Here is a 26478-nt window from a genome sequence, read left to right on the forward strand (position 1 = left end):
TCAAAAACAGCGCACAGCCGCCCATACCGTCGAACCGACTAAACAACGCGGGACAACGGATGTCATTACCACGTGGGCCTGCACCATGACCAGTCTGGCCGTGGGCCGAGGAGGTCATTCCATCCCTGGTCAGCAGAGTAAAAAACGGGTTTAGTTCGGCTCAGGTTATCCTATGCAGCCGCTTGATTTCTACTGGTTACGTCAGCCGCTCTTGTCCATAGAACGGCTGATGGCTACGTTACAAGACGGTAATTTATCGGCCCTGCTGGCAGACAAACAGGTAATCGAAGCAATCCACATGGCTTCTCCAGCTGTGGCCGACCAGTTGGCTATGCGTGCTTCCATAGGCGCAAAAGTGGAAGAAACAGTACTAAAATACCTCCTCCGTATGAGTACCCGTTGCACTCCCTTTGGCTTGTTTGCCGGAGCGGGGGTTGGACGTGTGGCAGACCAGTCGCAGTTTGATGGCAGGCAACGAACGTTTGTACCATATCATCGCTTGGATATGCGCGTCGTTGTGGAACTGGCGCATGAACTAAGCAAGCGTTGCTCCGTTCGAGACCAGCTTCATTTTGTCGCTAATGGAACGGCACATTGCGTTGGAAACCGAATTCGTTACATCGAAAAGCAATGGTCGAATGGACAATGGCAGTATTTCACCAGTGAAATACAAGCCACTGATCATATCTTGACTGTCTTGGACGTAGCCAAGTCTGGTGCACTCATCTTGGATTTAGTGAATGCAATTTCTGATGGAGCGCCTAAGGAAGATGCGTATCACTTCATAAATCGTTTAATAGAAGATGGTCTGCTTCAGAGTAACCTGTTACCCCCTCCAACGGGGGCAGATCCACTCGACTCGCTAGTGGCAATAATAGGAGCGTTTACTGTTCCCCCAGCGGCCTACAGCGATTTAGTAGCCATTCAGAAATTGTTAGCAGCAGCGAAAGGGCAACGTCCGCCTACTCAGCTAATCAAATCCATTCTCGAAAAGAAACTTGGTTTGCCCGCAAATTCTAGCCCCATTCTTCAAACTGACACGCGGATAGAACAGCCGACTAATCAGGTCAGCAGTCGTATTATTAATCAACTCCAAGCCCAATTGACCTCCCTGTCCGTACTGGGTCAGTTTACTACAGAAGCTAATGACTTGATCGATTTCAAGCGACGATTTTATGCGCGTTATGAAGAAGAGGAAGTGCCCTTTTTATTAGCCATGGATGAGGATAGTGGTATTGGGTATGGAAATCGCTTCAGTGAACTAACATCTACTCACGAGTTGATTAACGGTTTGTTGACGCACCAAGCAGCGAGTCCCACACCGACGTTCCAGGAAGACTCTTTGCAGGAACTTCGACTAAAACTGTATTCATGCTGGTCTTTACAAACTGATTTACCCGTCGAAATAACCGATCAAGACTTAGCCCGGTTAAGCCTAACTAAAACGTCGCTTCCCGACAGTTTTTATGCGTTCGGGTATTTTTTAGCCGCATCTTCGACTACCCTCGACAGCGGCACATATCGCTTTTATCTTAAAACTCTAGGTGGTCCTTCTGCTTTTTCCTTAATGGGCCGTTTTTGCACAATTGATGACGAATTACATCAGTTAGTGTCGTCGCAACTTAACCGCCAGCAAGAACAGCAGCCAGATCGCTTACTTGCTGAAATAGCCCACCTCCCTCAAGCTAGGGAAGGAAATGTGATTCAGCGTCCTCATCTCCGTCAGTATGAGATTCCAGTTCTAACCACATCTACGCTGCCTGTCTCGCAGCAAATTGGTCTTGACGACCTGATGATATCGATCCCTGGAGCTAACCGTGTCGTTTTACGTTCAAAACGGTTGAATAAACAAGTGATTCCACAATTGACGACCGCGCATAATTACCAGCATGGCTTACCCATTTACCGTTTCCTAAGTGACTTGCAGCATCAGCCTACTCCGTTTGCCATCAGTTGGACGTGGGGATCGATGGTACGGCTCCGCCGATTGCCTAGGGTACAGTACAAAAATATTATTTTGCATGAGGCTGCATGGTATTTTAAGCAGTCTGATCTGGTGGCAGCTGAATCAGACGATGACAATGTACGTCGTCTACGGGAGCAGGATCAATTACCCCGTTTGATAGCCATTCAACAGGGCGATCAGGAGCTGTTTTTAGACCTTGATGCTGCCGTATGCCGGCATCTATTTGTTACTACACTACGCCGTTTAGGAACCGTGCACGTCGTCGAATGGCTGCGGACACCTGCTAATTGCCCGTTAAATGGGCCTGGTGGCAAAATGACACATGAAGTTGTTATTCCCTTCGTTAGTCAGCCCCCAGCACATCTATACGGTTTGACCAAAGCTGCGGCCGTCCTCACCAGCCAGCGGACCTTCCCCCCCGGTAGTGAATGGGTATATATAAAAATCTATTGTGGCAACGCTACCTCGACGCTTGTTTTGGCACAATTAATCAGTTTCGCTCGCCAATTAGTCCATCAAGGTCAGGTGAGCCACTGGTTCTTTGTTCGTTATGCAGATCCCGAGCCCCATATTCGCTTTCGATTCAAGCTAGCTGAGCCCAGCCTCTACTCAGCAGTAGTAGTAGGCTGCCAAAACACGTTAGCAGAGTACATTAGGTCAGGAGAGATACATAGACTATTAACGGACACGTATCGCCGGGAACTCGAACGATATGGCGACGCAATCATCGAGCAGACCGAACGGATTTTCTGGCGCGATAGTGAATTAGTCAGCGATTTACTGGAGCTAGACTTAAGTGACATACTCCTTTTCCGGACTGCCTTATTGGTCATTAATCAATATCAGACGAGTTTTGGACTAACTCAGCAGGAGAAACAGCTGCACTGTAAACATATGTATAACGCATTATTTGCCAAGCATGAAGCTTTACCAAACTTACGGCAGGCGTTGGCTAATCAGTACAGGAAAAATCAATCCGATGTTTTATATATAATCCAGCAGGGGTTCCAAGAGGATGAGCGTGAAATCGTCTGTTCCGTCAACCGTTTCAGAGACTCAATCAATGAGTATATGATAGTTATACTGCATAATTTTTCCTCTAATGAACAGGGCAATAAGCAGGATTACATTGGCAATGTGGGACATATGTTCCTCAATCGCCTCTTTAGCGTCCATCAGCCCTACTACGAACTCTTGGTGTATCATCATCTCTACCGAGCCTATCAATCCATTAGTGCTCAGTCAAGTAAGGAGAGTTAGCTTGCAGGATGAAGATTTCACTATTTACAATGAGCTACTCGTCAAGCACTCCATTTTGAGTCAGTAGTTGATCACCCAAATATGACCTTTTAATTACAATAGACCAGCCACTAGGTATTTTTTTAATTTGCCCATTTAACATGGAACCGTCTTCACCAAATGCTCCTAATCAAGCGCCAGCCGAACACCTAGCCCACGGGTTTAAGCGCACCTTATTTGGTTTTTCCCCGTCGCTCAAGAAAGCGTCTAATAATTACGGGTATCTGTTTAAGACGAGCTCTTCAAAAGCCAGCCTACCGTTTTCCTCAGATAACCAGCAGTTACTTGAGCGACTAGGCCGCTCCATGATTGATTCCGATGGTCGCGATGAACAGAGTGGCTTTAGTGGCATCGATGCTGGCTATACGTATTTCGGTCAGTTTGTCGATCATGACTTGACACTTGATGTAGACTCTAAAACGAGTCAGTTGCAAGATGCCAGTCAGCTAACGAACTACCGTTCACCGAATTTAGATCTGGATTCGGTGTACGGAGCAGGTCCAGCTATTAGCGCCTACATGTACGATACGGAGAGCCTGCGCTTTATATTGGGCCGAACGAGTGGCCAAGGGCAAGAATTTGACTTACCCAGAACGACGGGAGCTAATTCTGGCCTTGCCATCATAGGCGATCCGCGTAATGATGAAAACTTATTTGTCGCGCAATTTCACATGAGCATACTACGGTTTCACAACGCGGTCGTTGAGGCCCTGAGGCCTTCATTCTCTCCAGAAAAAAAAGCAGAGTTATTCGCGCAAGCCCAAAAAGAGGTACGACAACATTATCAGTGGGTGGTGTTTCATGATTATTTGCGCACCCTTATCGGCGCTGATCTACTGAACGATCTCTTAAGCAACGGGCCAACTTACTTTACGCGGAAGAAATATCCCAGTTTCTCTATGCCCGTTGAGTTTTCAGTAGCCGCTTATCGCTTTGGCCATAGCCTTATTCGTAATCACTATCATTTCAACGCTTCTTTTTCGGACGCGCCCTTTACGAATGCATTTGGCTTTACAAAGGGAACGGTACCGTCCATCTGGAATGTACACTGGCCTAGCTTTTTTGGCACAGCGGCACAACCTGCGGTCAATAAAGCGCGGAAAATAGATACGTGTGTGGCTTTTAGCATGGGCAATTTACCCCTTGCTCCCGGTGCAGCTCCTCAGAACATGTTTACGGTGTTGTCGGCTCGTAACCTGGTCCGTAGCATGGCCTTAAACGTGCCAACGGGGCAATATGTAGCCAAACGGATGAGGCAAACGCCCCTATCTCAAGCACAGCTTTTAAGTAGTCCATACTTGAACCCGACTGACGAACAAGTTACGAGCCATAGGCAACAGCAAGAAATTCTACAGGCCGACAACGGCTTATTGCTAAAGCAGACACCCTTATGGTTTTACATCCTTAAGGAAGCTGAAGTCATTCATCAAGGGGAGCAGCTTGGTCCTGTAGGTGGCCGAATTGTAGGTGAGGTATTTATGCGCCTTTTGGTTGATAGTGAAGAATCATTTATTCACAATCCTGAATTTAAGCCTCACTATGGCTTTGAGGGAACAGACCCTAGTAAGTACAAAATCGCTGATATGTTACGCTTTGCAGGTACGTATCCCATTCCCGGTTTACAGTAAGCCTTTTCCATTTAAAAGCATTGATTTGGCAGGTCATTAGTGACGGACCAGAATTAGCGGGTATCTCTGAATACTCTCTGCTACTGTGAAATCATGAACAATGCATAAATCCTTATAACCCAACCATGAAGAAAATCTTATCAATTGACGGCGGTGGGATCAGGGGTATTATTCCAGGGCAAGTTCTAGTTAGTCTAGAAAAAAAACTCCAAGCCAAAGTTGGGGATCAAAATGCACGCCTGGCTGATTTCTTTGACTTCTTTGCCGGTACAAGCACTGGTGGCATTCTAACTTGCATCTATCTATGCCCTTCTGAAGAGGATAATCAGAAAGCTCGCTTCTCTGCTGAAGAAGCGGTAGATCTTTATATTAAAAATGGTAGTAAAATATTTGATTTGTCAATCTGGCAAAGGATTGTGTCAGCAGATGGCATATCGGATGAAAAATATGATGCTTCCGCCTTAGAGAAACTGCTTAAACGATATTTCAAATCTTTAACGTTAAGTCAACTCATCAAACCATGTATCATTCCGAGCTATGATATTCAAAAGAGGCGTGCGCATTTTTTTGCCCAGCACGATTTCCAAAAGAAAGGAGAAGGATCGGATTATTTAATCCGGGATGTGTGTCGCGCAACTTCCGCAGCACCAACCTATTTCGAGGCTGCTTTAAGTGAATCAATCAGCGGTATTTCTTATCCACTTATAGACGGAGGAGTTTTTGCCAATAACCCGGCCCTATGTGCTTATTCAGAAGTGTGTGGAGCCGATGGTGACTTAAGTGCTAAAGATATGTTCGTGGTTTCGCTAGGAACCAGCAGCGTAAATGCTAGATATGACTATGATAAAGCCAAAAATTGGGGATCCATAAATTGGATTAAACCAGTCATAGATATTATGATGTCAGGTGCGTCAGAAACGACACATTATCATCTGACAAAAATGTTTAATGCTATTGGGAGACCAACTCAGTACGTGCGCTTCCAACCCACCGATTTAAGGAATGCTAATCCTGCAATGGATGATGCTACAGAGCAAAATATAGCGGCTTTAGTTGAAGTTGGCAAAGAAACCGCCCAAGATTGTGATAAAGAGTTAGATCGGATTGTGAATATATTAGTTGGTGAAGGCCTTGATCCAGTTACCTTCTCTTAAATTAACTGGTCTTTGTCTCCGCTCCATGCCTAAAAATGCTGTTTTATACGTGCTACTAGTCTTAAAAAATGTCACTCCTGTAGAACTAGCCTACAATACCCTACTTAATAAAGAGCTCTGGTGAAACCACTAAAGTTAGATTCACACTGATAACCGCTTACTTCATGAAAAGGTCGATTTGGGCTTTACTGATTATAACGTTGTTGAATGGGTGCGCTGTCCTCAATAAAACTCAGGTTGATGCGGTGAATCAGTTTGCTTTAATCAGCAGGAACTTTTCTGCCTATCCTAGTAGAATCATTATTGAGCTAGACGATATACGGCGAGAAAGGGGATTATATAATTCGAATTCTCTTATTGATGATCCAACCGCGCATATTGACAACTTAAATAGTTTATATGATTTTCAGGTATCGAATTCAACTGTATCTGAAAAAGTAGATATTACGTTTAGAATAATTGATAAATACGCGCAATCGCTTCAGTTATTAACTTCGGATAGATACACTTCAGATGTTTCTGACCAGGTCAAGTCGTTAAGTATAGGTTTGGATTCATTGAGTAGCTTGTATAATTCGAAAATACGAAACACCCCCCCGCTACCCACAGGTATCGGTAACGTTGTTAGTCAATTGGTTGCACGAGGTGGTCGTCAGTTGATCCGAGCCAGACAAGCAAAGGAACTCAAGTTATTCGTTCCTAGGGCGGATGCATTGATCGATATTATGTGCAAAAACCTTCTTGAATTTCTTGAACAGTCTAGAATTCAAGAGTTACTGGACAATGAGGCCAATAACCTACCGCGTGATTTCAAGCTTTATTTGATCTCGCGTGCACAATTGAAATCTAATTCATCAATCAAGGATGAACAGGCTTATCTAAATTTGAGAAGCCGTTTAGATGGTGTTAAATTACTCAAAGCTCAATCTATTGCGGCTGTTCATTCTTTACAGGAAGGTCATCACAAATTAGTGTCAATCGTCATGAGAAAGATGACTCTTACGGACAATATAAAAGAAGTTCAAATTTTTTATGAGGACGTCAAGCAAGTAAGAGCTACTATTCAAAGAATTGATATCGCCAGAACGACAAGATAATGAACGGAGAGAAGATTGAAACATTAAAGCAATTGCTGCCTGCCAAAGATGAACTTATAGAACTACGATCTCGCGAAGATCTACCGAAAGGCCAAAGGAAACTACTGGATAAAGCTCTGATGCATCTCAATAAAATTGAACGCACTATATTAATAGAGATAGGCAACCAGCTCATCTGCAACTTAACAGAAGATGCAGACAAGCTCAAGCAACTCATCAATGAGATTGAGCAAAAATCAGATGCTTTAAAAACTACATCTAAAACAATTAGTCAGGCTGTCAGCATAGTAGAAGCTTTAATCAAAGTAGTATCCACCGCTACTTCAGTAGGCTTATCGTAAAAATGAAATATCAGTGTAATATATACTCATTAGTAATAAAATTTCTAATCTAGCTACATTCAAGTGCTTACGCTAAGAAACAGTAACTTCGTTGGAGAAAAGAGACTCTATAGATAAGATGTACTTAACTTTTCTTAACTCATAGCCAGCCTGTCGTTTGCCCAATACACTGTGGCTGTTTTAATAAGTTGGCTAGGTTCAATAAGTATCTGCATTAGACTTTAAAGGATGAAGATCAACTGCCAGACTTAATTTTTCTGTATGCTCTAAAATAGTGCGTTTTTTAATGCAAAGAAACAGTAGATTATCGCTAGAACACCTTTAAGTTGAAATTGCCCAACTTCTAATCACACTATTAATTATGGACTTATTAAAAATTGTAAATTCTGTAACACCTTCTTTCCCCGAAATTCAGGAAGAAATAAAGGAACTACGTAGAGCTCATCCAACAAAGAGTAAGCATGAAATAGCAGAGCTGTATGGAAATCGAATTCGTACAAAGTATACTTCAGTAGGGATTACTTCAGCGCTTCCCAGTATCATTCCAGGAGTTGGAACTCTAACTCAAGCTGCTGTCGAAGTGGGGACTATTACTGCTGATCTTGCTTTAATGCTTAGATGGATGGGGGCTATTTGCTACGGTACTGCTTTTATTTACGATAAAAATAAAGACTCTGAATTTAGTCAAGAATTTATTACTGTGCTTGGATTAGAATACGGCGCTATCACGGTTTACAAAAATGCTACAGCTTTTTTTGGTGGAAAAGTAGTCCAAGATCAATTTAAAAGACATTTTCCTAAAAAAATATTAGGTCAAATCAATAAAGCTGTTGGAATGCGACTATTAACAAAGTTCGGGACTAAGCGAGGAAGTATTGCCCTAGGTAAGCTCATACCATTTGGTATAGGTGCAGCAGTTTCTGGAACCGTGAATTATAGAACTATGGACAGCTTTAAAAATAAAGCTATAGAATATTATAGCTCTGATGACAATTCTGAATACGTATTGGTAGAGTAAAAGTGCATGCGGCTCGTGAGCGGGGAGAGCATAAGAGATATTAGACTAGAGTCAGTTTCAAGCTATTTTCAGAAATAGATTTAGTCTTAAATGTAGAAAGATTTTTCCTGTAGGACTAAAGCCATCTTACCAAACATCAACCGAAAATAACGATCCTTCTAGGAATGAAATAATGAATAGTAGCAAATTCATGTTTGAGTCCCATTAGTGAATGCACCTTGAGATTAAATGTGACGTACTTGTTCTAAGATGTGGCATCTTGAGTAAAACCTAGTGTTTGCTAGTTCCGCTATTATGATAAAAAAATTGCTGAATAAATCAGTTTTCCTCTAACAGGTATAGCTATCAAATACTCATTAAAAACGCGTACTTACAAATTTGTATTTAGTCAGTTATAGCTTTTAAATTTAAACTCAAATAGTTTAAAGATTATGGACCTCAGACATTTTTGGTGCAATTGGTGATGCGTTTAAAAAGAGCGCTATTATGTGGCCAGTGACTTGAATAATTATTTCAGCATGGGTCAAACAACAGTCTAAAAAGGGTTTGAATCGTCAGTACTATGATCTTGGTCCAAACAAAGGGTCTGCTGAGTGGCAGAAGTTGCGAAAATTGGAGAAAACCTACAACGAAGGCCACGATGCAGGTCAAGTAGAAAAGAAACAACCGTACAAAAGATAGATCACGATCTTGGAAGTAAAAGTGATCACTTTTGTCTCCAAGGTCGTAAGTGTCTATAGTTAATTATACTTTATGTTCTAACCTATGCAAAAAGTACAATCAGCGTCTTGTTATTGCAAAGACGATACAAAGTTTATTAATATTGGAATGAAGTGGTAGAATGTATATAATACACATTGTGTATTACGAAGGCTAACTCTCTCCGAATAGTACGACTACATTAATGGGAAAATCACCATTTGTGATTCGGTTGAGTTAGCAGATTAAAACCTGTTCGATTATTTCTTTCTTTTGACATTATGCTATAGGCCATAGTTATGGTAGCGTTTTAAAAACGTAGTCGTGCTCTGATTTGCCAGTTCGCATTTTAACCTGTTTAGACCATTTCGCTTATTCAACTGTCCTGGCCAGAACATGACCGCTATGTGAATGCTAGGTCTGAATGGCTCCTAGGCTTTTCCAATATGGAACTGTTACTTCCACGATATTCCGTTCTCTGTTCCATGCCTAAAGGACCAGGTTGCTGACAGGCTAACTTAACCATGTTATACGCCATGACTTCGTAACTTTATCAACCAACAAGACGATGGTTAGCATAACGACGTAGCAAGGCCTACTGGGGGATGTGCGCTCATGACGTAGATAGTTATGAGTGTTATTGAAATGGCTCGACTGTCTAATTAAAATAGCTTTGCGCTGTAGGAACATTCATAAAAGTGGTAAGTTTAGCTTAAAAAGAAATACCCATGCAAGATTACGCTAACTACCAATTTGAAATCATCTGGATTACCCAACCTGGACATTTACAGCAATATGCGCAGTTAATAGATGAGTTTTTTACACTTTATGAAGACCCGTCCAACTTTCCTGATCCTGATGAACGGGAAGAACCAAGTTTTATTAAAGGGCGCATTGCTGAAGGCACTAATAATCCGCACACGCACCTGATGGCTTACCTGTTGATTAGTCCGTCCGGTGAACAATACTTTATTGCCGGCTGTGTAGTGGAGTTCTATCCTGACAGTGCCTGCGCATTAGTAACGTATTTATTTGTTAATCAAAACTTTAGGGGGGTGAAAATTGGGGCTCAAGAGCAAAAAGTGGCCGAGTCGATGCTACAGTCCCAGCTAGGCTTAGTCGGATTAGTAGCCTTTTTTACTCAGCAATACAAAAAACCGGTTAAAGCAGTTTTGTTCGAGTCGAATAATCCAGCTCAAACAGTAGCGGAAAACGACTCAATGCCCCCCATTAAACGGATACAGTTTTTCGCTCGTCTAGGTGCACGACGTATTAATTTCGAATACATTCAACCACCGCTTGGTGATGATAAAGGCATTGTGACGAACCTGTTTCTACTAACATTTCCTTGGCTCACCCAAATGGGGGAGTCGATACCCGTGACGGTGGTGATGGAGTTCGTAATGGAACTAGCTAAGAGCTTAGACCGAAATAAAGAACCCGGCTCTGCCACCTGTTATGGCGACGAAAACTACTACCGCGACCTCGCGGCCCTCGCTGAGCTAGGTGGGGTTAAACAGCTCGACACAGTTAATCCTGAACTCATTGGTATTGACGTCGATGGGTGTAATATCATCCGGACTATGTATAATAATTTAGTTGCTCAACGTGTTGATGAAAAAAACGTGGATTTAATCAGCCCGCTTTAATTACTGGCTACTTGAGCGGCCTAGTGTAGCTTAAAGTTTTGCTTACCCCATTATTGAATGAGTGCGTATTCACACCCTGATCATAAATATGGAGCAATCACTACGAGCCGAATTCCTATCGTTTTTTCAGAAATTTTCCGATTTTTCGGATCGGGCCGTTAAACATTGGCCTTTGGCTACGTCAGCCAGCGAAGCTGACGAGGACGTTGAGATTGGCTATGAGTTTAAGGCAATTGTTACCCAAGATGCTTTTGATGCGGACGATAATAGACTATTAATCGATTCATTTTTTGCCGAGTTGTACGCTTCAGGTCGCCCGTTTAACGGAGCGGCAACGCGAACTCGTAAAGAGATAAGGGAGGCCATGGTAGCTAATGACCTGTCTCGACCAATAGCTGATACAGCGGGCCAATCGTTTCAGGCACACACTTTCTTGCTTATTGGGTATATACCGAACGAAGAGATAGTTCGGGCTCGGGCAGGTTGCGTCATGCAGTATTTCCACCAATCCCAGACGGTCTTTATTGAATCGATCTGGTTGGCCAGTGTACTCCAACAACACATCCGAAGTATTGGTGAGATTGAGTTGGTTGTCGACGGGTTAGAAAGTGAGGACGCAGAAATAGACGAGAAAATTTTGCAACGAAATCGGGAGCAGAACCGACAGACCGTCTTGTCATGGATGCTTACTTACCGCAAACCCGAACGCAATCAGCAATCGGCCCTTTTAGAGCTACTGAAAAATTACAATACCTACTCGATCACTGGTGTTTTTCTAGAGGTTCAAAACCCAATTGAATTAGCAACGATTCATCAGGACAATGAGAACCTATTGATTCAGGCAGCCAAACGATTGGCAGCCTTTCATGCTATCGAAGCACGCTATATAAAATTTGCCTATGAACGCCCCGACAGACTATCAGGGGCGATTGGTGACCGAAGCTGTTTTCTACTTACCCTGCCGCAGATGCAAAGAAAAAGCGGCGAGCTGGCGATTGACTCAGCGGTAGTAATGAAATTTATTGTGGACTACGGCAAATGGTTGTTGCACGGAAAGTATGACAATGAACGGTATGAAAAAGACCTGAAAACCTGTAATCAATTCCGCCCTAACAAGGAGACCCCGATGGTAGGGCTGCAAAACGGTGCTGACGCCATTGCCCGTAACAATAAATCGCTGTTTAAAAACCGGCTTTCAGAACACAACACGTTTCTGTATTTGCATAGTATCCCCCGTTTGGAGGAACCTCGCTTCACTTACCGTCGCTCGAGTGTAGGGTTTGAAATTCTAGTGGATGAAGATTATTTTGAACCGGTTGGCCTAGACCCCTATCACAATATGGCCCCAGCGGAACCGAAACGAACGCCATTAGGGCAAAAGGCAGCCATTCTCTGGAAAGAGTGGAACCCACCTAAACACGGGATTCCCAAGGCTCTATATTGTCCTGTCGCTCATTCAGGCGAAACCGACTTGTTCGCCTACAAGTATCAAGCTGATCCGCCGTACTACACGCGCTATTATGATATTAAAGAAGCTGACGTACAGGTAGAATTTCCGTCTCACTTCGAATTCACCTCGGAGGGGCGAATGGAAAATTTTTATCAGCTTCCCAAAACAGCTGATCAACTTAAGCAGGTCAAGGAATCCATTGAGGCAGGCGATGCCCTGCCTCAATTTACGCACCAAATACGCATGGAAGCTTGCGTTAGCTATACTTACTTTCTGAAAAGTGCCGTACGCGTATGGCATCTAGTATTGAAACCAACGTCCGGTGATGTCAGTGAGTTAGAAATTATTAAGCTCATGCGGTTCTTCAGCGGTTCACAAGAACATGAAAATGAGGAAGAACGTCGGAAGTCAGTACGCCGGATTAAGTTTTCGGTTGAAAAGGATAACGAACAGCCAACCAACCGAAAACTGAAGCCAGCTAATGCGTTTCAGCGGTTTGTGGAGAACAAACTCCCGTATTTTAAATTCCAGCCGAAAATTTTTTATTACGACGAAACGGAACAGAAGATCCAACGATGGGCTTGGCGAATAAAGACATTCGGGCAAATCATTTTTTGGATAGGATTAGGTGCATTCATTCTATGTGTACTCCTATTTAGCCTACCATCTTGGTTGGAGAAAACGTTTAACTGTTCGCCAATTGGGACGTTTCCAGCTAAACGCATGACTCCTACAATGAGAGCAGTAGACAATGGATGGAATTGGTCCAATGTATTGTTATCAGCTGTTTACTGGTCAATTGGCTTACTTGTTCTCCGTACAGTGTGGCGATGGCTTTTCAGCACTATTGCTGAATTGATTCAAACAATTTGCCAGACCCTTGTAAATCTAGCTAAGCGGTTATTTATACTTCCAGAGGAAAAGAAGCTAACGCAGGAAAAGCCAGACAATTTAATTCAACTTTTATACGACTTAACAGGAGTGCATTATGAGCAAAATAACAATGCGCAGTTCCACCGACAAATGAATGAGGCTGACCAAATTGTCTCACTTCGTAATGTCCGATCAGGGGTTGTCGAGATCGACACCGGCGATGTTAGCCCAGAACCAGAAGACGCTGATAAAAAAAATGCCGATGCGACGAGTTTTTTAGGGTTTTATAACAACCTCACTTACCCTAAACCGCCAACCGTTCGTGAACGAAACAAAATTCGCACACAAGTAAAGGAATTGTACAAAAAATTGTACGAGGGTGATATTCAAATAGAAAACGCTCCCGAGCCGTTTACGGCAGAGGAATATGCGGACTATGTTTTTAAATCGTATTGCGGTATTTGTTTGGGCATTTTCGATTATGACCGAATGAGCTTTCAAGAGATTGACGACACGCTGGTTCCCTTAGCTGATAGCAAAACTGAGGACTCGTTTATGGTTATCCATAGGGGGGTACTGGCTATGCTAGGCCATGATGATGACGTGATGGACACGTTCTGGAATACGCTTGGAACGAATGCCTATCTACTCATTCCAAGCGCAGTACTGGCCCATAACGATATGGTCTCTCGCGATGCCGATACCCGGTTAGATCAGCTGCTCAAGAACCTCCGAGAAGGGCGATCACGGTTATCAGTTCGGCAGTTAAACCTGGAGCGTAACCACATCGATGATCTACTAAACGACGACGTTCTTGGTAACGTCTTTCAATACAAGACTGAGCAGGAAATCTACGAACAGGGAATGATCCGACGGGGTATTGCCGAGCGTATTAAAGATGCCCGATCGAAATTGGAACAGTTAGAAAAACTGATTAATGAAAAACACGAAGCCGGATCAACCCGGTATCAGAGGCGGATTACGTTTTTGGCGTCACTGGTAGGTATTTTTAGTTTTTATGAGTACGTCCGTGACTACTTCCAGAATGAACTGGCACTGGACAATCCGGGCAAAAGAAACATTAAAGAAGTAGCCTTTAACGATATTCCACTCTGGTTTAAAATTCCTGCAAAGCTAATTGATCAATTGAATGAGCACATTCATATACTATCTCCAATATTACCAGGCACAGATAAGAGCCGCTATGATTCACTTTATTTAGCGCATACTGTTATCGCATTTCTTTTCGTGGTATTTGTAGCCTATTTATTGGCACTCAACTTAGCCGATCCAGGTCGAAACAAAAAATATTTCTGGCAACGCGCTACCAGTCGCTACCGTTCACTCCCCATAACCAATGCCTCGATTTCCAAAACTCGTTCAAAATCTGTTTGATAGTACGAAGCCGCAGTCTCCAGCGATTGCGTATTCCCGGCGCGATTTCATTGGCCAGTCGGCCCGGCTCATCGCTCTCAGTAGTATGGCTCCAATTTGGGCACCATCGCGAACAGCACCGCGAATTGCCATTATTGGGGCGGGATTGGCTGGTCTTACGTCGGCTTACTATCTCGAAAAAGCGGGTTATAAGACCATTTTGTATGAAGCAGCCGAACGAGTGGGAGGACGAATCTCGACGGTAAAAGATTTGCTTGCTCCTGGTATCATCACTGAAAAAGGGGGAGAGTTTATCGACTCAAACCACACCGATGTGAGGACTTTATGTAACGATCTGCAGCTTCGATTTTGGGATACGAAAACCGCCGAAGAGAAGCGACTCATTGGGACGGATTATTTTCTGAAAGGGCAACGTCTGCACGAGCGCGACCTAATTGCAGCTTTCAAGCCCTTTGCCGACCAAATTCGTAAAGATGCTGCCAGTATTCCTGATTCGCTTGACCCGAAGCACCCTAAGCTTATTGAATTGGATAAGCTGTCGATCGACGAGTATCTGCGCCAAATTGGCGTCGACGGGCCATTATTCGATCTGCTCGCAGCGGCTTTCACCAGTGAACTAGGTATTGATTCAGGAAATCAGTCCAGTTTGAATTTATTAGTCGTTATCAACACGGACCTCCGAAAGGGCTTTGAAGTGTACGGGGAAAGTGACGAACGCTACAAAGTCATTGGTGGTAATGAACAGATTGTCACAAAACTCCATCAGAAACTTAAAAGTCCGGTCGAATTCGGTTCTCATCTAGTGCGGCTCGCCAGTAAGGGAGCCACCTATGAACTGTCCTTTGCCAATGGGCGACAGATCGCAGCCGACTTCGTTATCATGACGCTGCCATTTTCGGTGCTGCGCGAAGTAGATATAACCGTCGGAATGTCCGATCGCAAGCGTCGCTGTATTCACGAGTTAGGCTATGGAACTCAGTCTAAACTGCTTATTGGTGTAACAGATCGGTTATGGCGTTCACAGGGGCTTTCGGGCTATGTGTTAAGCGATCACATTCACAATGGTTGGGATAGTAGTCAGATGCAATTGGGTAATACAGGGCAGGGGGGATATAGTTTATTCTTGGGGGCAGAGAAAGGCAAAGCCCTGCGCCTAGATCAATTCGATCAATACGTAGATGGCTGTGAGCAAGTGTTTCCGGGCTTTAAACAGCGTATCAATGGTAAAAAGGGAATTGCGAACTGGTCCCAAAATCCCCTGACGAAAGGAACGTATGCCTGTTATAAAGTTGGTCAGTATGCGTCCATTGGTGGTGAAGAAGGTAAGTCAATTAACCGGATCTTTTTTGCAGGCGAGCATTGTAGCCAGGAGTTTCAGGGGTTTATGAATGGCTCAGCTGAAACAGGCCGTAAAGCCGCCAAAGCGATTCTTGCACTGCTTCAGAGACATTGGGTAAGATCTCGGATTTAATTTATTTGCTAAATGAACGAACAACCAAACAACTTAAGGTGCCTAGGCGTATTACTAAGTTGATTCCGTACTTTAGTGAGGTAAGTTTGTCGTCACAAGATGACTAGCAGTGGTCCAACGCGAACGTCGTAACAGTAATAGACCACTGCAGAAGAAAGCTTTATGCAAGAGTGTTGTAAGGATAGCGTTTATCTTAGGTATTGTGAGCCTATGAATATAGCGTCGATAATAGGCTCGTCAGCACCTAGTATTTATTTAGTTTCCTTCAGCTTCGAATTTCTAGGCACAGATTTCTTCTTGCTACCATCCAGGTATTCCGTGGCTGTCAACGCTACATATTCATCATAATCAATCTCGGGTCTTAATACACCATTATTTTTAATGAGATGGATAACGGCATCTACAGCCAGTCTTACTGCTGGTTCTATCCACCCGCCCTCAACAGAATAAGCTTCCCCAGCAAAATATAAGTTTGAGTCGTGATATTTTTTTCCTTTCTTCTTATTTTCATTAAATCTATTGTAATTCAATAATCTGTAGTTTTCAGTCTCATTGTTTTGCCTGTAAAGCTTGGAGCATCCAGCGTAAGTTGGTTTTTTAGCCCAATGGACGATAACGGGACTATCTCTATTAACCATAGTTGAAATAACTAAGGGCTCTTCAGTACCCGGTTTCTTATAAGCGCATTTGGCAAAAATTTCGTCTAATTTCCGGAGGCAAATATCCGCCAGTTCCTTGTCGTCTCTAAATCCAAGCATTTTCATGGAATTGTCCTCCCAGGTATAACTGGCCAGTAGTACACCAGGATCGTTATCGACGGCGGCATAGATATAGATATCCTGAAGAAAGGTATCCGTTAAAATGACCTGTGGAAATTCATCTGTATCCCAGAACCGTTCTTTAAGTGGAAAGAATACCTTACAACTATTGATCCAGTGTGAAAATTTCATACTCTGCATCACATAATGGGGCAACTGCTCCTTGGGGAATTTTAAATCCAAATTTACTTGCGTTGCCCAAGTCGGAGTAGTCAGAATGACCGCATCATACGTATGGCAGTAATTTTTAGATGTTAGCTTTATCTTGCCTTTGCTGTTGGAATTTTGTGTATCAGTTAGTTTAGTAATGTCTTGCACTGCTTCATTTGTAAAGAAATTAATGGCTGACTTCGGATCAATTGCTTGTTGATAGATCGAATCTGTAATGTCTTCTACTTGGTTTATTCCTAAATAAAACAAACATTCAGCAAAGCTTTGAACACCTAGAAATTCAGGCTTATCGAGTGGGTTTCCAGAAGAGTCGTGAAATTTTTCGTCAGCGTATGGAAAGGGCTTAGTTTTACCATCAACCTCAGCCACGTTACGACCTACGATTAACTTGTGGTCAGCACCGTAGCCTCCCAAAAGCACTCTGATGACATACAAACTCGATATATCATAGAAGGCTCCCCAGCCACCATCACCGGCTCCAATTGTAAAAAAGGTTGTAGCCTGATCGTTAGTGAGCCCTAATCCTCCAAAATTGCCTTTATCAAGTAATGTTTTTAATTTCTTACCGCTTCTGTTCGTAGCAGATGGGTTTTTTCTGTACGGGGTCGTGATATTTTCTTCAAATACAAGTTGTCTGAAATCCTTTGCCTGATAGTAAGTGACAATACGCTGCCAATAAGATTTCCATTCTTTCAGCGATAAAGAATTGTATTTATCTCTAACAGTATCTTTGAAAACGCTGGCGAAGTTCTCCCATGCCTTATCTATTCTTCTCAATTCGCCTAAACCCAATTTAGCCATATTCTTCTTGTGTGTGAAAGGATTGGGATGGGTAGAAGAATCCGTAGGGGCAAAGTTCTTTTTCCAAGTGAGGAGTTTAGGCGTTTCACTATTGCCTAAAATGCCGCTTCCATCGTTTATGTAAGCCGCTGTCCAGCAGACGTCCCCACCGGGCATAGGAAAATCTTTTGTTTCTAAACCGTATAGTTCCTTGAGATAGCCTAAGATGCAATTCTCAGCATCGTTAGCATTAGTTTTGAAAAATGGTATACGCATGGCTCCCATTTCAAATGTGGTCTTTTGCCGTTTCGCCTTTATCGAGTAAGTGCGCCCTCCCAGCCGTTCACTAGCCTCATATATATCGATTGTTGTACACCCTGCTTTAATTAATTCTCTGGCGGCGAAGATGCCAGCAATGCCCGCGCCGACAATGGCTATTTTAGGCATGGGTTTACCCTTAAAATTTCCTAGGGGAAGGTGCTGGCCATCCGCATGAAGAAGCTTATAAAAATCAAAATTCCAGTCTAGCGTAGTCGGCCATTTACTGGCCCATTTTTTATCCGTTGGCATTTGGCTAACTAGTGAATTGCGTGGTTCTTAAACGTTTCAATGAATTTTTAAGCAACAAGAGCGTCAACTAATTGGTCTTACTCTACGGTCATAAAAGAGTGGTCTATTGACTAGGCTATTAAGGGTAAAGGTAGTCAGGCAAGGCCCAAGTAAGTTTGCTGAGGCTCCAATCGACCTTCTTTAGAGATATACTGACCAAACCGTTTGGAAACGTCTAAACAGTCTACTTTTCCTTAAACCAGAAAGAAACAATATAGGAAAAAGTCAATATTATTCTATTTTGACCATTGCTTTATTTATTAAGCGTTACCGGCGTCTTATAAATGCCGTTTAAGCCGCTGCAATAGACCAGTGAAAAACTTGGACAATTATCCGACCAAACCCTAAATCAGTTGAAGAGTTGATAAAGCAACGGAGCGCGTGTTGTGTACTTACAGGGCTAAGAAATGCCCCTACAAAAGCTCTGACGGCTTAATGGTAATCCCCATCAAGGCATACCTCAATCTTAATTTTACCCAATGGTTAACTTGATCGATGTAAGCAAAAAAACCTGATTTTTTAATCCACATTAGTCCCGCTTACCAGTAGACTTTACAATTTTTAGATTACATTTTTAGGAAAATAAATTCCTAACTTAAATACCTGTGTTATTATCAATTTAAGACCTAATCCATTCAATTTATACCAATTCAATTCAAGTATTGAATTTTCCCCAAAAAGTTATTTTTATCAATAAGCCATTTGCCATTTTCACGCTTGAGAATATATATTTGAGTTTCCTTAGCTAAATCTGTATACTCATAAGTGTATTTCTTTCTTTTTGTGTTGTACCATCTATTGGACCAATATTCATTCGTTTCAACTAATATACGCTTGTCATTTAAATGTATTATTGATCCCTTAATAAATTCAAATCCGGAAGGATTTTTGTAATTGTTTATTATTTCGTTCCGATTATAATGATATAAAAGTCGTTCTATTATTTTCTTTCTACCCTCACCATCTTTTGTATAGTATTTATCTAACCAGGCGGTATCAAGTTGAGGCAACAGCTTATAGGCCCGATACTCACTATTTACAGATAATTCAATAAATTGAATAATTTCTTTGTCTTTTGGAGTAACTAAATTGTATATGGAGCCAATAAGTATAGTTAAACATATTAGGATTGCGCCTAATTTTAACCAATATATTTTAAAGAAACCTTTTATATATAATAACTTTAAAAGATTGTCATTTTCAGATGCTTTTAAATAATACGTAAAATCTGGGAAATCTGAAAATTTACTTCGAGCAAATGGAGAGGCAGTATGATGAATTTCTTGGAATATAGCCATTTGAACATCATCATTAACAGAAAACTTTATGCGGTGACCCGCATATGCCCAAAAAGTAAGTGATAGTATTGGTGATAAACTTAAAATTATAGAAAAAAGAAAAGTGCTTAACTCAAAGAGAATACTATCAAATATATATATTTTGAAAAATAAACATACACCTATGGAAATTAATAGTGATAAAGAGAAGAATTGTGTTGCTCTAACAAACAATAGACGTGCTGATATAAAAACAGCTCTATTGTATCTACTACGTTTCCGCCAATCTCTTAATAATACAATTATTAAATAAGCGAAAGAAAATAAATTAAAAAAGAATAAAATAATAAATGAACAATTTCTCAGCGAATAGAATCCACTTATATTTATAGCATTACTATTAAGAGAAATAGCTCGCTGTGTTTCTGCCAATCCGGATAAGATTAGGATATAAAAGCAATAAAATCCACAATATATAAAGATAGGTATAAATTTAATTCTAGCTTTAACTTTAAGAAATTTAGTATTGTAAAACCGTTTGTAATTTTCATTAATTTCTTTAAGCCGTGTGATTAAAGAATTAATTTTTTCTTGAGCTTCTGGCGTGACTACAAATGCTTCTGCTGTCAATGAACTAAAGCTAGTTGCATCGCGTGTTAATTTAGAAGACCTGTATTGACGTCTAGCGGTTAAAATCAAATGCGAGTTAACAAAATGATTAACAATTTGTAGACCAGCGAATGCAAAATTATAACCAGCGAGAAGTTCGAAAATAGAATTAAAAAAAGATAATCTAAAACTTAAATCTTCAAAGTTATCCACAATGGTTTTATCAAATTATATGGGGTGGCTATAAACTAAAGCTTCATTCAAGCATTCTTTCAGGTTTTCAGCCATTTCGTTGTCGTTAAAATGAGCATAAGCGGCCTTACTTACTGGGTCAATTTCTATACGGTATCTTTTGCTATCACTGACTGCGAAATGAAGAGGCTTTGACTCTTTGAATAATATACCTATTTTACTTCTAGAATTATCTGTTGCTATACCAATTTTACCTCGACCTGAATCTTGAATATAATTAGCTATTAAATTGTAAGCTTCGGAATCCAAATTAGGCTCACTATCTAACAACAAGTTGACTGTGATTTTTCTATCTAGGCAATTTTTTAAATTTTCTAGATATTCTGGGTGAGAGGAATATACACCAGAAAACCGATTTACGTATAAACCTAGTTCCTCTTTAGTTTCATTGAAAATATATCGCATCAGAATAGCTGCATGCTTCTTCTCGTTATTTTGTATAGGAATACTTAAAGAGTTTTTAGAAATTTTTTCTAAAACAATTTTATAATTATCAATTGACAATTCGTCAAATGAATGAGAGTTTCGAATAAGAATTGGGGACAATAGGCCAGAGACTCCCATAGTACATATTGTTGTTTAATTAGTAACAAAGCTAATGCCAACTATGCACAAGTCAATACCATTTAATAAATCTAATATTAAATGGTACTAAAATGATATAACAGTTATTTCTCTGCGTTGTTCTGTAGAAACCCTTCTTATGCTGTTTTGATTTAATAGCATTAATTATCATATAGTGCATCATACATGTCGACAGTAGCATAAGTTACTGATAATCAATACTTTGTGTAGCTGCGGATGCGTATCTTTCTGTACTGCTTAACTTTGTGATTTAACGGAAATAGTGACGCGAAATTCGACGTATTTCCATTCATTTTTTACACCGTACCAAAACTCGTATTTCATGTCAGGAGCATTTTAACTTCTCTTAGCTCGTGTATCTTAAGAACCAGTGGGAGTCACGCTGGATGGTCATGGGGTTATCATAGATGTCGTGGAAGTCCACTCTCAATGTAATAGGTGCCAGTTGCTGACGGGCCTGATCAATGGCTGCTTCGCCCTCTTGGGCCTCAAAGCTGGTTTCAAACACCGTCAGGAACGAATTGGGTAAAATCACTTTGCGCATCGACTCATAGCCATCCAGTCGGGCATACGAGCGTCTGTCCAGTTGCAGGCACGTCTCAATGGTGGTGTACGATTTGCCGTTTTTGATAAACGTGAGCCGATCAACGATCATCGGTCCCACGCCGTTATTGCTGACCCGGACATAGAGCTGGTCATGGCGATCCCTGAAGTCAATCTAGCCTAATGGCTTGAGTGATTTTTCGTTGTGAGTTCGCTGCAAATACACTTGCCCGAACAGGCCCACTACCGCCAAGTCCGACATCACCATCGTTGCGTCCACACTCATCTGCCGTTTACCCTTTCTGGTCTGTGCCTGATAAGAAGGTATTTAAGATAAGTTGGCCTTGAAACCAACTAAAGCATTATGAATTTGGTCTCCATTAGTCAAGCGATCCTTCTAATTTTCTCCCTTAACACGCCATATATCCGTTTAGTGGCCATTATTTTACGTGTTTATTATAGCTGATAATCAGAAGATTACTTATAGTTTTTGCATGAATTTTGAATTAATATTCTTGCAATTACGTCTTAACTATGATATACTTACACCACACGAGGCAACCATGAAAATTGACCATTTGAAAAGACACTTAAAGCCGGGAGACGTCTATCGAAGAGCCGATTTAGCCCAATGGTCAAAGTCGGTTGATCGGCATGTCGAGCAGCTTGTTGAAAGCGGAACGTTGCAAAAGCTAGCTCCAGGGATATACTATATGCCTAAAGAGAGTGTTTTTGGGCAAACACCACCCAACGAAGAACTCCTGGTACGCCGGTTTTTAAAAGATGACCGGTTTCTGGTAACCTCTCCCAATAGCTACAATAGCCTGGGCGTTGGAACGACCCAGCTCTACAACAAACGCATTGTCTACAACCATAAGCGGCATGGGGAGTTCAAACTAGGCAATCGAAACTTTTCCTTCCGTAAAAAGCCGCATTTCCCCAAGAAGGCCACTTTAGAATTTCTACTAGTTGACCTGGTCAACAATCTGGACACACTTGCTGAGGATCAAGCTTATGTGTTGAAAAACGCGCTTATGAAGGCTTCCACAATGGATACGGGCAAGTTGAAGCAGTCTGTTTCAGCATACGGCAGTGTTAAAACAAAGAAATTACTCGAACCGCTTATCCTGAACAACGAACGACCCCACCATGCCCTCTAGTTATCTGCACGACCGCAACGATTTCGTTGATTTACTGCGTATTCTGGAAGACGAGACGGGCATCCAAGCTGGTTTGATCGAAAAGGATTATTGGATCATGCACGTACTGTATGGCTTGAAAAAACAACCATTCGACTTCGAGCTAAAAGGCGGAACATCTTTGTCGAAAGGGTATAAGATCATCGACCGTTTTTCTGAAGATATTGACATTCATATCAAAGCACCAGCTGCGTTAGGCGTAAATGAAAATCCCAAAAACACCAAAAGGCAGGCTGTAGAGGGCCGAAAAGCATTTTACGATTGGCTGGCGACGACCATAAAAATAGATGGTATTCAATCCATCGGGCGGGACACCAATTTTGATGACCTTGAGCATTATCGCAGCGGAGGTATACGCCTACATTATCAAAGCCAAACCGGAACGATTAAGGGTGTTAAAGAAGGAATATTGCTGGAAGCGGGGTTTGATACCGTTCATCCTAATCAGGCTTTGACGATTTCATAGTGGGCTTACGATAAAGCTAGTATCAACCCTAAAATCAACTTGATTGACAATCGAGCCGTTGATATTCTGTGTTATCATCCCGGTTACACCTTTGTTGAAAAGCTACAGACCATCGCGACGAAATTTCGGCAAGAGCAACAGGGCGGAGACGTTCGCGTCAATTTCATGCGGCAATATTATGACGTTGCCCAATTGCTGGCGAATAAGCAAGTATTAGACTTTATTGGTACGGATGCTTATAAAGCCCACAAGGCAGCAAGGTTCCCGAAAGCGGATTTGGTGATTCCGATTGCCGAAAATGACGCGTTCCTGCTCAATGATCCAATTCTGAGGGCGCAGTATATACGCCGTTATGAGGAGACATCATCGTTGTATTATCAAGGGCAACCAGACTTTTTGATGCTGCTGGACACTATCAAGACGCATTTGGGCAAAATGTAAGTCTAGCATGAGCATAAACCGTTTGACCCTGATGCATCACTTGCTGGCGTGTCGGGCAAACCATGCCAATTCGCGCTCAAGGATGATTTTATGTTCGTAGATGTCTCGGCCTTCCGTTTTCAATGTGATTAGTTTTAGCTGCATCCTGACACTATGAATGTAAGCGGCACTGTCCGTTTCGTCGAAGATGGCCTCAAAAACGGTCAGGGCTGAATTTGGCAGAATGACCTTTTCCACAGAATTGTCTCCTGAACTGTGGCTATACGCTTTCGGATCAAGATCAAGACAATCTTGAATGCTGGAATATATATTATCACCCATTTTGAACAATATCCGGTCGATGATGAGCGGGCCTAGCCCGTTATTCAAAATCTGTACAGCCACATAGTCTTTACGATCTACCAGAAAGATTTGACCCAACGGCTTGAGCGATTTTTCGTTATGGACGCGCTGTAGATAGAGTTGGTAGAAGGTTGCCAGCAAAGCCAGCAGAGAAATGATAATCGAAACAATGATGGACAAGTAAATCCTCCCCCGTTGGTCAATGTCACTGCATCATCTGGTATTCATGCAGCAATTGCAATCGCTCTTTTGCCTGGAGGTCGTAGATCAGAGGGATGAACTGATGATAGAGGCTGCATTGCGGATCTTTGCCATCGACGCGATAGACGGGGCAGCCACTGGTACACACCGATTTGTAACGACAGGTCTGGCAGTCCGTCGAGCGTGGGCCTTCATAATGACTGACAGCCTGAATCATATCGACCAAATCCAAGCCCTCATCAAAGATCGAATGCGCCTGTTTGGCGGTGTCGCCGACATGGGTATGGCAGTAATTGACCGTACCATCGACATAGACGGCCCCACCGGAAAACCCCGACGCGCAGGTCTGAAACCCTAATTCATTGGGCTTAAGGTCGCAGAATTGATGCCGTTGCGAGAACCGCCATCCTTCTTCGATTGCCTCAAACATGATGGCGTAAGCTTCAGTCAGGTAGTGATCGAGAAGCCCGGCATCAATCGCCTCGCCTTTGACAATCGAGTAGCGAAACGGAATATCGAGGTTGATCAGGTAGCGGGTTAAGTCGGGCAACCCCGCCAGATTGGCGTTGTTGATGACGGTGCTGGTCGAGACTGGAATGTTGTTTGCCAGTAATGTTCTTAGATTAGCATCCACCCGGTCGAAGGTGCCAATGCCGGGCCGCAACGACCGGGTGGCATCGTGGTAGGCTCCCTCCCCATCCAGCGATACACCAAAGCTAATGTGCTGTGCTTTGGCAAAGCCAATAATGTCGTCGTTGAGGATAGTCAGGTTGGTCAAAAACGAGACATCCAGCCCACAGCCGACTTCGGCCAGCCTCTCCCGGACTTGAGGGATGAAGGCTTGCCAGGCTTTGAACTGCGTGAGCGGTTCACCACCGGCCAGCCGAAATTTGACCGAGGCAAGGCCACGCCGCTGCACGGTCTCTACCAGCTTGTGCAATAGCTGTTGCTGCACGGCGGCACTCATGCCGCCACTGGTATTGAGTGTCCCGATATAGCAATAGCCGCAGGACAGATTGCAACGGTTGGTGGTGTGTATCCAGAAATTGAGCGAACTTACCCGGTCCGGCTTTGTCGGCTGGCTGAACTGATCATCAAACCGGATCAGTTCGGTTTGAGCCAATAGCCTGAAAAAGCCGTCTACCATGTCCGGCGCAAGGCCAAGCCCTTCCGCCAGTACTGCCGTATCGGTCTGGCTGTCAACAGCATTCAATAATCCATATTGTGCCTGGTTCAGTAGCCGGAGAGAATGCGGATGGGCGCAATTGACCGCGTAGAAATAGCCGTCCTCAACGGGCCGTAGCAGCAGATGAGGGGATTGTATGGGTGTGGCGGTCATCATAACATAAGTGAGTGGGTGAACTGCCACAATCGCAGTCGTCGGTCAATAAAACTGTCCTGGCACAGTCGCAATCTGAACGGAATGCGGTTGGTGCACTTGAGCAATCACAATTGGAATTGACCGATAAGGCAATAAGCTGGCTCTGGCCGAGATGCTGTTGCAGAAAGGCCAAATCATCGAAAAGCAGAGAGGTATTGAGCGAAGTTGTCATTGTCCAGGGTATTAGCGTTGTGCGGCTAAAACTACTGGCTCTGAACGGCTTGGCTGCGCTGGTAGGCCTTGTATCGCACAAGCCGACAGCTTGTTTTTTACAAGCGCTGAATTGGGTTAGCTTTGTGTATGGAGAACACGCCACCACCAACCGTCCATCACGGCCGCAACGTCAAGCGCATTCGCGAGATGCTGGGGATCAAACAGGAGTTTCTAGCAAGCTCACTGGGGTTAAGCCAACAAGCTGTTTCTCAGTTGGAACAAAAGGAAGTATTGGACCAAGCGGCTCTGCAAAAAGCGTCGAAAGCATTAGGGATTGCGGAAGGTGTAATTGAAAACTTTAATGATGAAGCCGCCATCAATATTGTTGCCAATACAATTAATAACCACGATCAAGCCAGTGTAGTCAACTACTATCCGACCTTTAATCCAATCGACAAGATTGTCGAACTATATAATGACAAGATCGCGCTATATGAACGAATACTAGCGATTGAGCGGGAGAAAAATGAATTGTTGCAACGGCTTTTGGATCCAAAGCAGTAAGTCAAGGAACCTCCTCATTAAAAAATGATACCTAGCCGATAGGTTGA

General features: G+C 42.7%; 17 protein-coding genes and 1 pseudogene. 12 read left to right on the forward strand and 6 right to left on the reverse strand.

What is annotated here, in order from left to right; genetic code table 11:
- The first annotated feature begins 172 nt into the window (after positions 1 to 172).
- The 9 genes from J2I46_RS11425 (at position 173) to J2I46_RS11470 (ending at position 16040) form a co-directional block, all read left to right on the forward strand.
- A complete protein-coding gene (locus tag J2I46_RS11425) occupies positions 173 to 3226 on the forward strand; it encodes a lantibiotic dehydratase (protein ID WP_207329178.1) in 3054 nt (1017 codons plus the stop codon).
- Positions 3227 to 3366: 140 nt separating this feature from the next.
- On the forward strand, positions 3367 to 4893 hold the full coding sequence (locus tag J2I46_RS11430) for a peroxidase family protein (protein ID WP_207329179.1): 1527 nt from the start codon (positions 3367 to 3369) through the stop codon (positions 4891 to 4893).
- A 125-nt stretch (positions 4894 to 5018) separates the two neighbouring features.
- On the forward strand, positions 5019 to 6047 hold the full coding sequence (locus J2I46_RS11435) for a patatin-like phospholipase family protein (protein WP_207329180.1): 1029 nt from the start codon (positions 5019 to 5021) through the stop codon (positions 6045 to 6047).
- 164 nt (positions 6048 to 6211) lie between these two features.
- Positions 6212 to 7144 carry a hypothetical protein gene (locus tag J2I46_RS11445; protein WP_207329181.1) on the forward strand — a complete coding sequence of 311 codons (933 nt, stop codon included), beginning with the start codon at positions 6212 to 6214 and terminating at the stop codon, positions 7142 to 7144.
- A complete protein-coding gene (locus J2I46_RS11450; protein WP_207329182.1) occupies positions 7144 to 7485 on the forward strand; it encodes a hypothetical protein in 342 nt (113 codons plus the stop codon). The genes J2I46_RS11445 and J2I46_RS11450 overlap by 1 nt, the downstream gene beginning before the upstream one ends.
- 361 nt (positions 7486 to 7846) lie before the next feature.
- The gene (locus tag J2I46_RS11455) at positions 7847 to 8503 is read left to right on the forward strand and encodes a hypothetical protein (protein ID WP_207329183.1); all 657 of its coding nucleotides are present in this window, start codon (positions 7847 to 7849) and stop codon (positions 8501 to 8503) included.
- Positions 8504 to 9930: 1427 nt separating this feature from the next.
- Positions 9931 to 10851 carry a hypothetical protein gene (locus J2I46_RS11460; RefSeq protein WP_207329184.1) on the forward strand — a complete coding sequence of 307 codons (921 nt, stop codon included), beginning with the start codon at positions 9931 to 9933 and terminating at the stop codon, positions 10849 to 10851.
- A gap of 88 nt (positions 10852 to 10939) precedes the next feature.
- Positions 10940 to 14569, forward strand: coding sequence for a hypothetical protein (locus tag J2I46_RS11465; protein WP_207329185.1), 3630 nt, complete (start codon positions 10940 to 10942; stop codon positions 14567 to 14569).
- Positions 14532 to 16040: a flavin monoamine oxidase family protein gene (locus tag J2I46_RS11470; RefSeq protein WP_207329186.1), complete on the forward strand. Its 1509-nt coding sequence runs from the start codon at positions 14532 to 14534 to the stop codon at positions 16038 to 16040. Before J2I46_RS11465 ends, J2I46_RS11470 begins: the two co-directional genes overlap by 38 nt.
- A 251-nt stretch (positions 16041 to 16291) precedes the next feature.
- On the opposite strand, the gene J2I46_RS11475 is transcribed toward J2I46_RS11470, so the two are convergent.
- The 4 genes from J2I46_RS11475 to J2I46_RS11490 form a co-directional block, all read right to left on the reverse strand.
- A complete protein-coding gene (locus J2I46_RS11475) occupies positions 16292 to 18379 on the reverse strand; it encodes a flavin monoamine oxidase family protein (protein ID WP_207329187.1) in 2088 nt (695 codons plus the stop codon).
- Positions 18380 to 19068: 689 nt separating this feature from the next.
- Positions 19069 to 20517 (reverse strand): hypothetical protein, encoded by a 1449-nt coding sequence (locus tag J2I46_RS11480; protein ID WP_207329188.1) that lies wholly within the window; start codon positions 20515 to 20517, stop codon positions 19069 to 19071.
- Between the two features lie 15 nt (positions 20518 to 20532).
- Entirely contained in the window at positions 20533 to 21120 is a 588-nt protein-coding gene (locus J2I46_RS11485) for a hypothetical protein (RefSeq protein ID WP_207329189.1), read from the reverse strand.
- Positions 21121 to 21487: 367 nt separating this feature from the next.
- Entirely contained in the window at positions 21488 to 21796 is a 309-nt protein-coding gene (locus tag J2I46_RS11490; RefSeq protein WP_229379718.1) for a hypothetical protein, read from the reverse strand.
- A gap of 382 nt (positions 21797 to 22178) precedes the next feature.
- Here J2I46_RS11490 and J2I46_RS11495 point away from each other — a divergent pair, with 382 nt between their 5' ends.
- Positions 22179 to 22844, forward strand: coding sequence for a DUF6088 family protein (locus J2I46_RS11495; protein ID WP_229379719.1), 666 nt, complete (start codon positions 22179 to 22181; stop codon positions 22842 to 22844).
- Between the two features lie 97 nt (positions 22845 to 22941).
- Positions 22942 to 23790: pseudogene (locus J2I46_RS32840) on the forward strand (nucleotidyl transferase AbiEii/AbiGii toxin family protein).
- A 36-nt stretch (positions 23791 to 23826) separates the two neighbouring features.
- Here J2I46_RS32840 and J2I46_RS11510 read toward each other — a convergent pair.
- Both J2I46_RS11510 and J2I46_RS11515 read right to left on the reverse strand, forming a co-directional pair.
- Positions 23827 to 24312 (reverse strand): hypothetical protein, encoded by a 486-nt coding sequence (locus tag J2I46_RS11510; RefSeq protein ID WP_229379720.1) that lies wholly within the window; start codon positions 24310 to 24312, stop codon positions 23827 to 23829.
- Positions 24313 to 24337: 25 nt separating this feature from the next.
- The gene (locus tag J2I46_RS11515; protein WP_207329192.1) at positions 24338 to 25675 is read right to left on the reverse strand and encodes a radical SAM/SPASM domain-containing protein; all 1338 of its coding nucleotides are present in this window, start codon (positions 25673 to 25675) and stop codon (positions 24338 to 24340) included.
- 339 nt (positions 25676 to 26014) lie between these two features.
- Here J2I46_RS11515 and J2I46_RS11520 point away from each other — a divergent pair, with 339 nt between their 5' ends.
- Positions 26015 to 26431 (forward strand): helix-turn-helix domain-containing protein, encoded by a 417-nt coding sequence (locus tag J2I46_RS11520; protein WP_207329193.1) that lies wholly within the window; start codon positions 26015 to 26017, stop codon positions 26429 to 26431.
- The last annotated feature ends 47 nt before the right edge of the window (positions 26432 to 26478 follow it).

Source organism: Fibrella forsythiae (assembly GCF_017353175.1).
Lineage (GTDB): Bacteria > Bacteroidota > Bacteroidia > Cytophagales > Spirosomataceae > Fibrella > Fibrella forsythiae.